Source organism: Paraburkholderia sp. BL9I2N2 (assembly GCF_004339745.1).
Taxonomy (GTDB): Bacteria; Pseudomonadota; Gammaproteobacteria; order Burkholderiales; family Burkholderiaceae; genus Paraburkholderia.
The window spans coordinates 473,681-488,207 of record NZ_SMGP01000003.1; the positions used below are offsets into that span (position 1 = coordinate 473,681).

Consider the following 14,527-nt stretch of genomic DNA (forward strand, 5'->3'; position numbering starts at 1 on the left):
CCGTGTCGATCGAACGCGCGACATCATCATGGCGACGCGTCCGATCGGCACGCGATCATCCGCGTGTCTGAGCCGAACCCATTGCGCGCCCGGACAGTTGAGCCGATCTCCGATCACCCCAGGTTGACGGGCATGTCGTCGTAACGCTTGAGCTTGTAGAACAGCAAGGACACTAGCCAACTGACGACAAAAAGGCCGATCACCGCGCAGCCGAGCAGGCCGAAATTGTCCGACGCCGCGCCGATCAGACCCCAGAAACCGCCCTTGAGGTCGAGCTTGTCCGCGATGAGCGCCAGCGCCTCGATGCCGCCGATCAGCACCGCCACCACCAGGGAAGCGAACGTGATCGTGATGTTTTAGTACACCATGCGGACCGGCTTCATGAACGCCCCGCGTAAGCGCCGAGCATCAGCACGCCGTTGGCGGTATCGACGAGGCACATGCCAGCCGTGAACAGCGCGGGGAAGATCAGGATGGTCGCGAGAGACATGTCATCAGCGGCCTGAGGGGCGGAAATACCGAACAGCACCACTTCCGGCGCCGTATCGAAGCCCAGGCCGAACAGAAAGCCGATCAGGTACATGTGCCAGTTGCGCGAAACCAGGTGGAATAGCGGACGGAAAATGCGCGACAGGAAACCGCGCTTGTTGAGCAGCATATCGAGGTCTTCCTCGACGAGACGTTCGCCACGCCGAAGCGTCGCTGTACGATCCGGTCACCGATACGTAGTGAAGTTAGTGCGCCAGGAGTGCACAATTTCCGTATGAGTATCTCCGTATGAGTATCGTTTTGCGAAGAAGCGGCGCTGCGGCTGCCTGCATCGGCGACCGCCGCGGTCGGCGGCGTGAGAATCCCGTGTGCGGTATGTGCGTTGCCGAATGCAGGATGTCGCGACGCCGTGCGTGCGGCCGCCGGCGCGCCCCGTCTGGCTCTCTCGGTGAAGGTATGCGGAGCCTGCCGTAAAACCTGCACGACCATCAGAGGAGAGCAGCAATGATCGATTTCAGTGAAGCCAGGGAATGGATGGTTGTATGGCAAATCGCGGCCCGCGGCATCTGCGATTCCAACGTGCTATCCGCGATGCGTCATGTGCCGCGCGAGGAATTCGTAGCGGAGCACCTCCGTGAAAGCGCGTACGACGATAGTCCGTTGCCCATCGCGAGTCACCAAACGATCTCGCAGCCCAGCATCGTCGCGCAGATGATCGAGGCGGCCGAACTGGGTCCCCGCGACCGGGTTCTCGACATTGGCACGGGCTCGGGGTACGCCGCCGCAATTGCGGCCGCAATCGTGGCGCATGTTGATTCCGTTGAACGCGATCCGGTGCTCGCCAGCACCGCTCGCAAGACGCTGGCGCGGTTGGGCATTTCAAACGTGACCGTTCATCTCGGAGACGGCACTGTCGGCTTGGGCGCCTATGCGCCGTACGATGCAATTATCGCGGGAGCCGGCGGTCCGCGTATCCCGCGGGCGTGGCGTTTGCAACTCTCGGTCGGTGGCCGGATCGTCATGCCGGTGGGACGCGAGCCTTACCATCAGCGATTGATCAAACTGGTCCGCTACAGCGAACACGATTATCACGAGCGCTCGCTCGGCGAAGTGAGCTTCGTACCGCTAGTCGGCGAAGACGGCTGGCCTGATCATTAAGTATTCGGCCGCCCGGTTCCAATCTGGTGCTGGGCCCGGCCCGAGCACTTACCGGCATCGGATGACGATAGCCCTGACAATGTGTTGCAGACAGGTCTAGAATGAAATCAAGGTACGTGTCGTGTATCGAAATGTTTCCCGGCACACGGGAAGCGGTTGGCGACGCGGCCAGGCCCCACGCAGGATGGTTTCACTGCAACCGAGCCGATTCCATTTGGGTCTAATCAGGACTAAACAGGTCCTGATTAAAACGGGAGATATTCGGATGTTGCGCATGAGCAAACTTGCCGACTACGGCACAGTGATCATGACCGCGATGGCGCGCGATCCGGATGCAGTCCACAGCGCAAGCAGCATTGCGGCGGCGACCGGAGTCGCGATACCTACGGTGTCAAAGGTGCTGAAAATCCTGACGCGGGGCGGTATGGTGGAGTCGCTGCGCGGCACGAATGGTGGTTACCTGCTGCCGCGGCCGCCCGAGCGGATCACGCTGGCGGAGGTGATCGCCGCGGTCGACGGGCCGATCGGGGTGACCGAATGCAGCACGTTGCCTGGCTTGTGCGTCCAGGAGGCGGCGTGCGCGGTGCGGGCCAACTGGCAAAAGGTCAATCGCGTGATCTGCGAGGCGTTACAGCAGGTCACGCTGGCGGACATGGCAGGTCCGACCTTGCGCGCGGTTGATATCAGCGCGATCCGCGCGCGCAGCATTCCCAGCGGCCGCGCGGGTGCGACGCAACTGTCGCGCAAAACGACCGACGGAGGCCATGCATGAGCGCATCTACAACCGGTTTCGACGAACTGATCAGTCGCGAGTACCCGCATGGTTTCGTGACCGACCTGGCGGCCGACGCGTTGCCGAGCGGGTTAAGCGAGGACGTGATCCGGCTCATTTCCGCAAAGAAAGACGAGCCGGCATTCATGCTCGAATGGCGTCTCGTGGCCTATCGGCACTGGCTCACGATGACCGAGCCACGTTGGGCGACAATCCGGCATCCGCCAATCGACTACCAGGGCATCGTCTATTATTCCGCGCCGACGGCACAGAGAAATCGTCCGAAGAGTCTCGATGAAGTCGATCCGGAACTGTTGCGTACTTATGAAAAGCTGGGTGTACCGTTGGAAGAACGCGAACTCCTGGCAGGCGTTGCGGTGGATGCGGTGTTCGACAGCGTCTCGGTAGCCACGACGTTCCGCGAAAAGCTCGCGGAACTCGGCATTGTGTTCTGTTCGTTCTCGGACGCCGTGCAGCAACATGCCGAACTGGTGCAGAAGTATCTCGGCTCCGTGGTGCCGCACACCGACAATTTCTTCGCCGCGCTGAATTCCGCCGTGTTCAGCGACGGCTCGTTCTGCTATATCCCGCCGGGCGTGCGATGCCCGATGGAGCTATCGACGTACTTCCGCATCAACGCGCAGAACACCGGGCAGTTCGAGCGTACGCTGATCGTCGCGGACAGAGGCGCGTATGTGAGCTATCTGGAAGGCTGCACCGCACCGATGCGCGACGAAAATCAACTGCATGCCGCGGTGGTCGAGCTGATTGCACTGGAAGGGGCCCAGATCCGCTATTCGACGGTGCAGAACTGGTATCCGGGCGATGCGTCAGGCAAGGGCGGCATCTACAACTTCGTGACCAAGCGTGGCGATTGCCGCGAGGCGAATTCGAAGATTTCGTGGACTCAGGTGGAAACCGGTTCGGCGATCACGTGGAAGTACCCGAGCGTGATCCTGCAGGGCGATAACTCGGTCGGTGAATTCTATTCGGTGGCGCTGACCAACCACTGTCAACAGGCCGATACCGGGACGAAGATGGTTCACCTCGGCCGCAATACGCGTAGCACGATTCTGTCGAAAGGCATTTCAGCGGGCGGAGGAAAGAATGCGTATCGCGGCCTCGTGAAGGTCGGCCGTGCGGCCGAAGGTGCGCGCAATTACACGCAGTGCGATTCGCTGTTACTCGGCGACCGTTGCAGCGCACACACGTTCCCCTATATCGAGGTCAAGAACCCGACCGCGAAGGTCGAACACGAAGCGTCGACATCACGCATTGGTGAAGACCAGTTGTTCTATTGCCGGCAGCGCGGGCTGTCTGCGGAGGATGCGGTGTCGATGATTGTGAACGGCTTCTGCAAGGAAGTCTTCAAGGAGCTGCCGATGGAGTTCGCCGTCGAGGCGCAGAAGCTGCTCGGCATCAGCCTGGAAGGCAGTGTGGGCTAACCGTTAGCACCTGGCCCACGGCGATTCGCGAGGGATTCGAACCATGCTTGAAATCAGCAATCTGCAAGCCGAAGTCGACGGCAAGAAAATTCTGCGTGGCATCGATCTGAGGGTGAAGGCCGGCGAGGTGCACGCGATCATGGGCCCGAACGGTTCGGGAAAGAGCACGCTCGCCCACGTACTGGCTGGGCGTGAGGACGTTGTCGTCACCGGCGGCGCGGTCTCGTATCTCGGCCGCGATCTGCTGGTGCTCGCGCCCGAAGAGCGCGCGCACGCAGGGCTGTTTCTCGCGTTTCAGTATCCCGTTGAGATACCCGGTGTGAGCAACGTTTATCTCCTGAAGGCGGCGCTGAACGCGCGGCGCAGGCATCGTGGCGAGCCGGAACTCGACGCGATGGAATTTCTGCAACTGGTCAAGGACAAAATGGCGTTGATGCAGATGGACGAGACCCTGTTGTACCGCGCAGTCAACGAAGGCTTTTCCGGCGGAGAAAAGAAGCGCAACGAGATCCTGCAGATGGCGGTGCTGGAGCCCCGGCTCGCCATTCTCGACGAAACGGATTCCGGACTCGATATCGATGCGCTGCAGATCGTCGCGCAGGGCGTCAACAGCATGCGCAGCCCCGAACGGGCGATTGTGCTGGTCACGCACTATCAGCGCTTGCTGGATTACGTCGTGCCGGATCGCGTACATGTGCTGGCGAACGGCCGGATCGTGAAGTCAGGGCCGCGTGAACTGGCCCTGGAGCTGGAACGCAAGGGCTATGGCTGGATCGAGGATGAGGCCGTGCAATCAGCCGGTTCAGCAAGTGCAGGGCATCCATGAAAAACGAGTCGCTCGACCACTTCCACCAGGCTTTTGAACAACTCGCGAAGACGTTGCCCGGCGCTGAGCTGCCGTGGCTGCGTGCCGCGCGCCGAAGCGCCTTCGAACAGTTCGACACGCTGGGCCTTCCGACCACGCGGCACGAGGACTGGAAGTACACGAACGTGTCGGCGATTGGCAAGCGTCCTTGGCATTTCGCGCCGCAACGCACCGGCCGCACCGATGATAGCGACGTGCGACGCATCGTCGATGGACTCGTGCTGGACCCGGCTGGCCATCGACTGGTATTCGTTAACGGTCACCATGTGCCGCGGCTGTCGAAACTGATTGGTTTGCCGCATGATGTGTTTGTCGGCTCGCTCACGCGGGCGTTGAGAGAAATACCGCAACGACTGCAGGCTGCGATCGCTTCGCAGACGTATGCCGACGGCTTTACCGCGCTCAACACGGCGTTTCTGAGGGATGGATTTGCCGTCGTGCTACCGCCTGGCGAGGTCATCGATCAACCGCTGTACATGCTGTTCCTGACCGACGAAGCGGGACTTGCGGTGCAGCCGTTCAATGTCGTGCTTGCGGGAGCACGCTCAGGCTGCGTGATCGTCGAGCACTTTGTAGGGTTTGGCGATGACGAGTACTGGACCAATGCGGTTACCCGCGTCGTCGCAGGCGAACAGGCAGAGGTGCAGCACTACCGGTTGCAGCAGGAAGGCACGAAGGCGTTTCATATTGCGTCGGTCGCTGCTGCGCAGCAACGCGCCAGCTGTTTTACCTCGCATGCGTTCGCGTTCGGCGGCGCGTTGTCGCGCACGGGCATTGACACGGGCCTGAACGCCGCGAACGCGCAAGCCACATTGACCGGTCTCTATTTCGTTGGTGGCCGGCAACACGTCGATCACCACACGCGCATCGATCACGGAGGGCCACATGGCTCGAGTCGCGAATACTACCGTGGCGTGCTCGACGGCGCCGCGCGCGGCGTGTTCAACGGGCGCGTCATCGTGCATCGCGATGCGCAGCAAACGGACACGCATCAGGCGAATTACAACCTGCTGCTGTCGCGCGACGCGGAAATCGACACGAAGCCACAACTCGAGATCTACGCCGACGATGTGAAATGCACACACGGCGCGACGGTCGGTCAACTGGACGAGAACCAGTTGTTCTATCTGCGTGCGCGCGGCGTCGAGGAACGCACGGCGCGAGCGCTCCTGACCTACGCATTTGCACGCGACATTGTCGAACGTGTGCGCATCGAATCGCTCCGCGGTCGGCTTGAAAATCTGCTGCTCGCGCGCACTCCGGAAGGCGAGCGCATCAGGGAGTTGCTATGAAGCCGATTGGACAGATGCAGGCGCCAGATCCGCGCAATGTCGAGCACTGGCGGGCCGATTTTCCGATTCTGGGTGAGCGTGTACATGGCCGGCCATTGGTCTATCTCGACAATGGCGCGACTACGCAAAAGCCGGCCTCGGTCATCTACGCGGAAAACGCTTACTACCGGCATAGCAACGCCAACGTGCACCGCGGCGTGCATCTGCTGTCGCAGCGCGCGACCGAAGCGTTCGAAGCAGCACGCGCGAAGATCGCACGCTTCATCAACGCGCAGCGTCCGGACGAGATCGTGTTTGTACGTGGCACGACCGAAGCGATCAATCTCGTCGCCCAGAGCTTTGCGCGCCCGCAGCTCAAGCCTGGCGACGAAATCCTGATCAGTGCGATGGAGCACCATTCGAATATCGTGCCGTGGCAGATGGTCTGCGAGCAAACTGGGGCGGTGCTGAAAGTCGTGCCGATTGACGATACGGGCGCACTCGACGCCGACGCGTACGAGCGCTTGTTGAACGACCGCACGCGGCTGGTCGCGATGACGCATCTGGCTAACGCGCTCGGCAGCATCAATCCGGTGGAGCGCATTGTTGCAGCGGCGCACGCGAAGGGCGTACCGGTGCTGCTGGATGGCGCACAGGCGATCTCGCATCTGCCGGTCGACGTCCGCGCGTTCGATTGTGATTGCTACGCGTTTTCTGGGCATAAGGTGTACGGGCCGACAGGCATCGGCGTGCTGTATGCCAAGGCCGCGCTGCTTGAAGCGATGCCGCCGTGGCAGGGCGGCGGCGACATGATCCGTTCGGTGACGTTCGAGAAAACGGAATACAACGCGATTCCGTGGAAGTTCGAGGCGGGCACGCCGAACATTGCCGGCGCGATTGCGCTGGGCACGGCGCTTGACTATGTTGACAGCATCGGCATGGAAGTGATCGCCGCGCACGAGGCCGGCCTGCTCGCTTATGCAACGGACGCACTGCAGGCGATACCGGGCTTGCGTCTCATCGGTACCGCACGCGACAAGGCGAGCATCCTGTCATTCGTGCTCGACGACGTGCATGCGCATGATGTCGGCACAATTCTCGATCATCACGGCGTCGCGGTGCGTGCGGGTCACCACTGCGCGATGCCGGTGATGCAGCGGTTCGGCGTACCGGCGACAGTGCGCGCGTCGCTTGCCCTGTACAACACGCGCGAAGATATCGACGCCCTGATCGAAGGGCTTGGCAGGGTCAGGGAGATATTCGGTTCATGAGCGATCTGCGCGATCTGTATCAGGAAGTCATCTTCGACCACTACCGGCGGCCGCGTAACTGTCATGGGCTGGCCGATGCCAATCACAAGGCCGAGGGCTACAACCCGTTGTGCGGCGACCGGATCACGCTGTATCTGCGAATCGAGGATGGCGTCGTCAGGGAGGCGAGTTTCGAAGGCGCGGGCTGTGCGATTGCGACGGCGTCCGCGTCGCTGATGACCGAGGCGCTGAAGGGCAAAACGGAAGCGGAGGCCGAAGCGCTGTTCGGACGTTTTCACGACATGGTGACAACACCCGCTGCAGGACAGGCGCCAGCTGCGTCGGCATTGGGCAAGCTGACGGTGCTGTCCGGCGTGCGCGAATTTCCCGAGCGCGTAAAGTGTGCGACGCTTGCGTGGCATACGCTACATGCCGCGCTGCACGACGAGGACCGCCCCGTTTCGACAGAGTGAGGCAGACGATGAGTACATTCGATTGGCTGAAGCGCGCCGAGGCCGTACAACCTGGCAGTGGCGCAACAACAGAACGTCTCGAAGAACGCGTGATGGACGCGCTGCGCACCGTGTTCGACCCGGAGATTCCTGTCAACATCTACGACCTGGGGCTTGTCTATGGTCTTGACGTGGACGAAGCTGAAGGCCGCGTCGAAATCCGCATGACGTTGACCGCACCTGGCTGTCCGGTCGCGCAGACCTTCCCGGCGACGGTTGAGGATGCGGTGTTTTCCGTGAACGGCGTGAACGACGTGCACGTCGAGCTGGTGTGGGATCCGCCTTGGTCGAGAGAGCGAATGTCGGACGCGGCACGCTTGCAATTGGGGATGCTTTGATATGTCTGACTGGGTCGATGTCGCCGCGGTTGAGGATTTCCCGGTCGGCGGTGTTCGCAGCGTCGAGGTCGATGGCGCGCAGGTTGCCGTGTTCAATGTCGACGGCACCTGTTATGCAATCGAGGATATCTGCCCGCACGACGGCGGCATCCTGACAGGTGGTGTGGTGGAAGGCGACGTGGTTATCTGTCCGCGCCACGGCGCGCGGTTTTGCATCAGGACGGGGAAGGTGTTGGCGCCGCCGGCTTATGAGGATGTGGTTGTGTTTCCGGTGCGGATCGAGGCGGGCATCGTTCAGGTGCGTGACGTGCGGTGGGATTGAGGTGCGCTGTTGCAGCCGTTCATGTCGTTCCACACATCTTAGCGGACCGCCTTACTGCAACAGAACCGATGACTGTTTCGATTGGCTTTTCATCACTAATTTTCCAGGACTATTTTGTCGCCCGGCTTGATGGTCCCACCTGTCAACACCTCTGCGTAGATTCCGAGATCTCCGTGGTTGACGTAGTCCTTGATCTGGAGCGGAAGGTTGATATCGCGCTCGCCAGTCGCGGGGTTCACACTCGTTGCTGCGCAACGCTTGGTGCGTCTCACCACTTTGAGACGTGCGTCACCGATGCAGAAGTGGCGGTCGAGCCACTCCATCTCGGCCCACGCAGGAAGCCCGTCGAAATAGACGTTTGCGCGAAAACGCACGGGATCAAGTTCCATACCGACTCGCTCAGCCAAATCGCGGACGGTCGCAACATTGATGAAGGAGATGCTGCGCATCAAGGCAACAGAGTGAACGCTGACGTCAGTGAACTGGTGCCCAGGCGCGTGAACGACCTTCGGAGTTCCGGGAAGCGGCACCCCAAGAAAATCACTCACAAAAGACGCAGCCGTCTCCTTCCCGGCGTCGGTGGCGAGATCAAAACGGGCGGTTGACCCATGGTGCTCGACTTCGAGTTCGCTGGTCTCTGCAATCAGGCGGGTTTTCAACTGAGCCAGCCGTTCGTATTTTGCCAGCATCAAAAATTTCGTCTTCGGCTCGGGGGTGGGGTTGCCCGGGTCGAACGCAAATGAACCGTCAGTAATGGCATATGCGCGGTCAAGTGGAAACCCTTGTGCCTCTTGCAAAAGAACAGATTGCAGAGACTCTGGGGATAGTCCTTTGACTGGGTAGCGTTTTAGACAATCTACGAACATGGCGGGCTCGGGCTCAGTGGGTTTGGGTACGCATCGGCGCACAAGTAAATCGTTGAGCGCGTTGGCTGGCGGCTGTGTCCGCGCGAAGGGGCGTTGTTGGACGCCGGAGCGGGCGGCGGACCGCAAGGGTAGGCAGATGTGCCGCCTCACGGCCGAGGCGGCCAAAGCTTAGGGAAAATCCTCAGTCATGGATTGCGGCAATCTCATCTTATCGGGCAAATCATAAATCAGGCGGGTATTTCGGCCGTAACAGGCCGTTTCGGACCGAAATCCACGATTTCGGCAACGTGACAGATGCGGCACATGCCAGGTGAGGCAGGAGCGGCAGTAGGCGCCGCGGCGCCTACTGCTTCTCATCGGATTGACCCACGTTATGCGTGGGCCTGTATCGTTGTGATCGGTGCAACTCGATGTGCAACTCTAGGACCACTCACGCGTCAATCCTCCACAACCGTTTCCCCGGATGGTCGCCCGGAACCAGACACTCAGCCGATTTTTTCGAAAGCGGCTTTGTACAGGGTTCGCTTCGGCTCAGCAAACACGCGCCGCACCGTCGGTTCGAAGAACTCTAACGGCAGTGTTTCCGCATCCGGATCGAACGCCGCCGCGTCATATTTCTCGCAGAAATGTGCAGTACGTTTGAACAATTCCGGCACGTCGCCGTACTGATCGCGCAGATTGCGGTCCATGCCCATGTGATGGAAGAAGTAATACCCTTGGAAGATCGCATGGTGCTTGACCATCCACTGATTCTCCGCGCTGACAAACGGCTCCAGCAGCACGGCTGCAACGTCGGCATGGTTGTAACTTCCCAGCGTATCGCCAATGTCGTGCAGCAGCGCGCAAACCACGGGCCAACGAATAGCCGGGGTCGTGGTAGGAGTCGCAGCGGTTCGAATGTCTGACCTATCTGGACTGTCCCGGCCGCGCGGTCCCCTGCATGTACAACTCACACAGATCTGAGAATGACTTTCCGCACGGTGCCACCCAGCCACGCGGCGATCCCCGAGCGGCCGGCAATTCCGACTGTCCGGCGAGGTCCGAGGACGATGGTGCCGACGCACAACGCCAGTAGCAGCGTGACGCGCGGTGCGTCTGCGAGCGAAGCGATCGTGCTCGCCGTGCGCGGCCACGTAAGCCCGCCTTCGGTCGCGACCAATGGTGGAGTGCTATTCGCCGCCAGCAGTGCTGTGCGTGATTCCGCCATGCGCAGCAGGATCGCGGTCTCGGCTTCACTATTGGTCGCTACGCGGTTCATTTTAGCGCCTCCTTCAGCGTGTCGAGATCGCTCCGGAGCTCCCCCTGCAGAAGATGAAGCGAACGTCCGGGTTTCTGGGCGCGGACGAAGAGAAGCCTACGCCAGCGGCAATTGCCAGCGCCGCGAACGGCCGCTCCACCGTAGACTCGCGTACGACATCCACAAAATCGGCATACAGTTGCTGAGCTTTGCCGCTCAACTCTTTCGCTGTTCCGCTAACCTGTGCGCCGGCACTGCCCAGCAGGTCTCCGGCGGTCTGCCGAACGTCGCCAGCAACCTCCCGTAGCGTTCCTTCTGCTTTCGTCGTCTCCATTTGTCTGCTCTCAAGTGAGTGCGATCAGGCCGCACGGGTAATGCGCCGGCATCAAAGTCGAGAACACGCCTCTATGTATAGCGCTGGTTCGGCAGCGCGACGGCGTGCCAGATGCTGCGCAAAAAGTCGGGCCCAACCTGATAATTCGCTGACGCACCCATTGGGACGGCCAGCGCTCTCCGAAGTCACCTGCCATTACAATTTCGTCGGAAGTAACACAAATGCTGGTAAAGCCGATCACAAGACCGACTAGCGTCGATAGGGCGATGATGCCGTAGAAAGGTTTTACCAGTTGTGTTTCAGCGCAACAGCGGGCTGTCACACGGCACCGCCGGAAGCCACCAACCGGACGCGCGGCCCGGCCTGTCTGAACCGATGCTGAGCGTTGTCTCCGCTGATCCTGAATCGTCTCTTGGCCGCTGCACTTCGCCCGACCCCTGCAACTCACTGTAGCCGACGATATCGTCCGGGCCCAGACTTCGACCGCACGCCGGGCAGCCGGGCTTCATTTTTGCGACGAGTCCGTCACCTCCGTCGTACGTCCCGGCATGGGTCAGGTTACGCAGCCACGTCCGGTACCGGTGGTCGGAAAAATCGCCGATGTCCAGGCTTTCGATGAGGGCTCCGCGATGTCCGCATGGGCATTCGACATAAGTGAAAATGCGGGTTTTCATGATGGCCTTCCGCCGGTTCCAATGAGCGCAGCATGAATCGGGCCACGAACCTTTTGCCAGGTCCGTGTGTGCCAATTGGAGTCGCAGGTTTCTTTCCCCCACAAAGTGATCAGTTCAAAATCGGTCGGCCGGATGTGCTTGCGCCCGAATGTGCTCTTAAGTTTTCCTTCAGGAACTTTGGGTACGTTTGCTCTGCATCGAGAGAAAATACTGAGCGTCGCTGACGCTCACTCATAACGAATGCCATCGGAATCAATCGGTATGATGCGACAAACTTCCTCGGCCTTCCGGCATATATCTTTCGTAATCCTTTATTTGTACTCGGTGCAAATACCTGCGAAAAGCGAAAGCGGATTCAGCGCGATTCTGTCGACCGAAATCGTCAATCCTACGCAAAACGTATCGTTTTGCCATGCTTCGACGATTGCCTACAGAGACGGAAATCTGGTAGCCGCATGGCTAGCAGGCAGCAAAGAGGCAGCGAACGATGTTGGCGTCTGGGTAGCGATCTTCTCCGGCAATCACTGGGCAGATCCTGTTCGCGTCGCGGGTGACCGCTCGCGTGACGGTGGAGCGCTGACGACAATTAATCCGGTGCTATTTTCTCCCCAAAAAGGCCCTATGATGTTGTTCTACAGCCGGGGGAAATTGCCGGCAGATTGGCATCCTCTGCGCATGACTTCACTTGACGGCGGTAGGACATGGTCAAAGCCGGTCGCACTGGGCTTAGGCGTATCAGGCCCGGCGAAAAACAAGCCCGTCGAACTGTCAAATGGAATCGTGATATCTGGCAGCAGCACCGAGAATGATGGTTGGAAAGTTCACTTCGAGCTTTCCAATGATGGAGGCAATTCGTGGGAAGTTGTGGCCCCGGCGGTCGGGCCGCGGCCTGTCCAGGCGATCCAGCCTGCAATCCTTGATCACGGCCACGGACGGTTGCAGGCGCTCGTTCGGACAAAAAGCGGTTTTATATTCAGCACCAGATCGAGCGATTGGGGGAAGACATGGAGCGCTCTCTCACCGATCAGTATTCCGAATCCAAATTCCGGCCTGGACGCGTTGACCCTGTCTGACGGACGCGACCTGGTTGTCACGAATCCGCTACCTTACGTCGAAGGCGGTTGGGACCGACATAGGCTGTCTATTTTTGTTTCGGTCGACCATCAGACCTATCGCAACGTATTGGACCTTGAGAATACCGTGAATCAGGAGTTCTCATACCCCGCGATTATCCAGTCACCAGACGGCATGATTCATGTCACGTATACGTGGAAAAAGACCCACATAAAGCATGTCGTGCTTGATCCTAAAAGGCTTCGCATGTCCCATCGCGCAGTACAAGTTACGACCGGTCACTAATCGTGAATCCCGATCACCAAACTGTCGTCGGGTTGTTTCTACATTACTGCCAACACCGTTGCGAGAATAACGTTGCCTCGCATTTGCTATCACAGGTCGGGAAAGTGTTTGATTTCGCACGGAATCGATCGTCGGCCAGCTCGTTTGCGTCAATCCGTTTCCGTCGCGTCCTCGCGGCTTCTTTGGCGACATCGACCGGACGGCTTTTCACGCCGCTTACATCGCCAGCAATCCGGGTGTCTGGACGCACGGCGATCTGATCTCGTTCTCGCCGGACGGCGTCATCCGGCGCTGAATCTGGCCACGCGTGAAGTGCCGCCGGTGGGGGGAGCCGCGAGCAACTCGAGGCGTATCTGCAGACGCAATGGGTTGCGTTTCAGCAAAGCACGTACGCTCGGATGTCCGTTGATTTTGCTAACGCGTTCGTTGTGTCCGCTAATTGGGCTACTGCGGTTGTGCAGTATGGCGCTTTGTGCGTCACTGCTGCGGCCTTCAGCATCCCCTTGTGTGGATGTTGGTCTGCGCGGCGTCGTCCTGCGCTTGGTCAGTCGTGTCGGGCAGTGAGTTCGTGATGCTGTAGAAAAGCCGCGCTAGCAGCGTTGGTGGACACGATTAGCGCGCCAAGGACATCATTAGCGGAATTTACGAACTTCAACAGAAGGCGCGACGCCGACGTTGTCGAGAGTATCGGCGCGGTCAGTCAGGAACATGAGTTGCAAAATGTCGCCGCCGGTCAGATCAGCGCCACCAGCACGGACGCAGTGAACGGCACGCAGCTTTTCCCGATTGCTTCGCAGTGGCAGAAATAGAAGTGTCCGTCGACACGATCAACGAAGCGGTTTCTGTTCACTAGCTGGCCTGCCATTTTTTTATGCGCGTTGCTATACGACAATTGACTGAAAATGGAGAAAAAGGTACAGATTTCCTTAAAGATATGTAAGGAAATCCCGACCATTTTTTTGAGTGGGAAACGCATGAACAGAACCTAATTGTTAAATTCTGCAATGTCCAGATATCGTAAAGATTTTTTGTAGACAAATTAAAAGACCTATGAGAAAGTTCCCCGCGAGCACTTAACTTTCTTTCCATTACAGGATCTGCTAATGGGAGAAGCGGCATTCGATGCGAATAACCCGGCGGCCTGCGTCTCACATTGCTCAAGGTGTTGCGAGAAAGAAAAACGGCGCGTGCCGGCTGGCGAAAGACTATTTGTCATGCCATGAGCCGAGAGAACGTTGCAACAGGCTACTGAGGGGCAGTAACGATGAGTATCCCAGTCGGGACAGAGCCGCGCACTGGCGCGGCGAAGACGCACCAGTCTGGCCGGCAAGTGGCGCTCCGCCACGCGATCGCCTTTTCTGTGCGTCCGCCCTTTGGACCTTCATAACCCAGACATTCGTCAAACGTCTCAGCGGCCAGCGCCCCAAAAACTGGTTATCTGACTGACCCTCATTATTTAATTAGCATGCGAATCGGATCGTGAGCATGGGTATTCGCTCGCGCGCAGAATTCGTGATTCACCGAGGGCGGAAGCAACTTGCCGCAGTTCCAACGCTAAAGCAACGCGCGTCGCAGTGAGACGTTTTAAACACCATAGATAGGTATCCTGAATAAATGGGATGAATGCACACGCCC

15 protein-coding genes and 2 pseudogenes are annotated in these 14,527 nt (G+C 59.3%); 11 read left to right on the top strand and 6 right to left on the bottom strand.

The genetic code is table 11. The features are described 5' to 3' along the window. Positions 1-113: 113 nt before the first annotated feature. A pseudogene (locus tag B0G74_RS32825) lies at positions 114-697 on the bottom strand (HoxN/HupN/NixA family nickel/cobalt transporter); the annotation flags it as partial. Between the two features lie 296 nt (positions 698-993). On the opposite strand from B0G74_RS32825, the gene B0G74_RS32830 reads away from it, so the two are divergent. The 9 genes from B0G74_RS32830 to B0G74_RS32870 all read left to right on the top strand — a co-directional run bounded on the left by B0G74_RS32830 (position 994) and on the right by B0G74_RS32870 (position 8,422). After that, positions 994-1,647, top strand: a complete 654-nt coding sequence (locus B0G74_RS32830) for a protein-L-isoaspartate(D-aspartate) O-methyltransferase (protein ID WP_132380220.1) — start codon at positions 994-996, stop codon at positions 1,645-1,647. A 265-nt stretch (positions 1,648-1,912) separates the two neighbouring features. Beyond that, a complete protein-coding gene (locus tag B0G74_RS32835; RefSeq protein ID WP_132380223.1) occupies positions 1,913-2,419 on the top strand; it encodes an SUF system Fe-S cluster assembly regulator in 507 nt (168 codons plus the stop codon). Next, entirely contained in the window at positions 2,416-3,864 is a 1,449-nt protein-coding gene (gene sufB, locus B0G74_RS32840; RefSeq protein ID WP_132380226.1) for a Fe-S cluster assembly protein SufB, read from the top strand. The genes B0G74_RS32835 and sufB overlap by 4 nt, the downstream gene beginning before the upstream one ends. A gap of 43 nt (positions 3,865-3,907) precedes the next feature. Further along, the gene (sufC, locus tag B0G74_RS32845) at positions 3,908-4,690 is read left to right on the top strand and encodes a Fe-S cluster assembly ATPase SufC (RefSeq protein ID WP_132380229.1); all 783 of its coding nucleotides are present in this window, start codon (positions 3,908-3,910) and stop codon (positions 4,688-4,690) included. Further along, complete coding sequence (gene sufD / locus B0G74_RS32850; protein WP_132380232.1) at positions 4,687-6,021, top strand: Fe-S cluster assembly protein SufD; 1,335 nt, start codon at positions 4,687-4,689, stop codon at positions 6,019-6,021. Before sufC ends, sufD begins: the two co-directional genes overlap by 4 nt. Beyond that, on the top strand, positions 6,018-7,271 hold the full coding sequence (locus B0G74_RS32855; RefSeq protein ID WP_132380235.1) for a cysteine desulfurase: 1,254 nt from the start codon (positions 6,018-6,020) through the stop codon (positions 7,269-7,271). The genes sufD and B0G74_RS32855 overlap by 4 nt, the downstream gene beginning before the upstream one ends. After that, complete coding sequence (gene sufU, locus B0G74_RS32860) at positions 7,268-7,723, top strand: Fe-S cluster assembly sulfur transfer protein SufU (RefSeq protein WP_132380238.1); 456 nt, start codon at positions 7,268-7,270, stop codon at positions 7,721-7,723. Before B0G74_RS32855 ends, sufU begins: the two co-directional genes overlap by 4 nt. Before the next feature lie 8 nt (positions 7,724-7,731). Next, the gene (locus tag B0G74_RS32865; protein ID WP_132380241.1) at positions 7,732-8,100 is read left to right on the top strand and encodes an SUF system Fe-S cluster assembly protein; all 369 of its coding nucleotides are present in this window, start codon (positions 7,732-7,734) and stop codon (positions 8,098-8,100) included. A gap of 1 nt (position 8,101) precedes the next feature. Next, positions 8,102-8,422 (top strand): non-heme iron oxygenase ferredoxin subunit, encoded by a 321-nt coding sequence (locus B0G74_RS32870; protein ID WP_132380244.1) that lies wholly within the window; start codon positions 8,102-8,104, stop codon positions 8,420-8,422. Positions 8,423-8,517: 95 nt separating this feature from the next. Here B0G74_RS32870 and B0G74_RS32875 read toward each other — a convergent pair whose 3' ends face one another. The 5 genes and pseudogenes from B0G74_RS32875 to B0G74_RS32895 form a co-directional block, all read right to left on the bottom strand. After that, positions 8,518-9,288 carry an MOSC domain-containing protein gene (locus B0G74_RS32875; RefSeq protein ID WP_132380247.1) on the bottom strand — a complete coding sequence of 257 codons (771 nt, stop codon included), beginning with the start codon at positions 9,286-9,288 and terminating at the stop codon, positions 8,518-8,520. Positions 9,289-9,773: 485 nt separating this feature from the next. Beyond that, positions 9,774-10,139 (bottom strand): annotated as a pseudogene (locus tag B0G74_RS32880) (phosphohydrolase); the annotation flags it as partial. A gap of 98 nt (positions 10,140-10,237) precedes the next feature. After that, positions 10,238-10,546 (bottom strand): hypothetical protein, encoded by a 309-nt coding sequence (locus tag B0G74_RS32885; RefSeq protein ID WP_243658421.1) that lies wholly within the window; start codon positions 10,544-10,546, stop codon positions 10,238-10,240. Between the two features lie 13 nt (positions 10,547-10,559). Further along, on the bottom strand, positions 10,560-10,859 hold the full coding sequence (locus tag B0G74_RS32890) for a CsbD family protein (RefSeq protein WP_132380249.1): 300 nt from the start codon (positions 10,857-10,859) through the stop codon (positions 10,560-10,562). 299 nt (positions 10,860-11,158) lie between these two features. Beyond that, positions 11,159-11,533 (bottom strand): hypothetical protein, encoded by a 375-nt coding sequence (locus B0G74_RS32895; protein ID WP_132380252.1) that lies wholly within the window; start codon positions 11,531-11,533, stop codon positions 11,159-11,161. Between the two features lie 261 nt (positions 11,534-11,794). Here B0G74_RS32895 and B0G74_RS32900 point away from each other — a divergent pair, with 261 nt between their 5' ends. Beyond that, positions 11,795-12,892 carry a sialidase family protein gene (locus tag B0G74_RS32900; RefSeq protein WP_165923968.1) on the top strand — a complete coding sequence of 366 codons (1,098 nt, stop codon included), beginning with the start codon at positions 11,795-11,797 and terminating at the stop codon, positions 12,890-12,892. Between the two features lie 602 nt (positions 12,893-13,494). Beyond that, the gene (locus tag B0G74_RS46950) at positions 13,495-13,701 is read left to right on the top strand and encodes a hypothetical protein (protein ID WP_243658422.1); all 207 of its coding nucleotides are present in this window, start codon (positions 13,495-13,497) and stop codon (positions 13,699-13,701) included. Positions 13,702-14,527 lie beyond the last annotated feature (826 nt).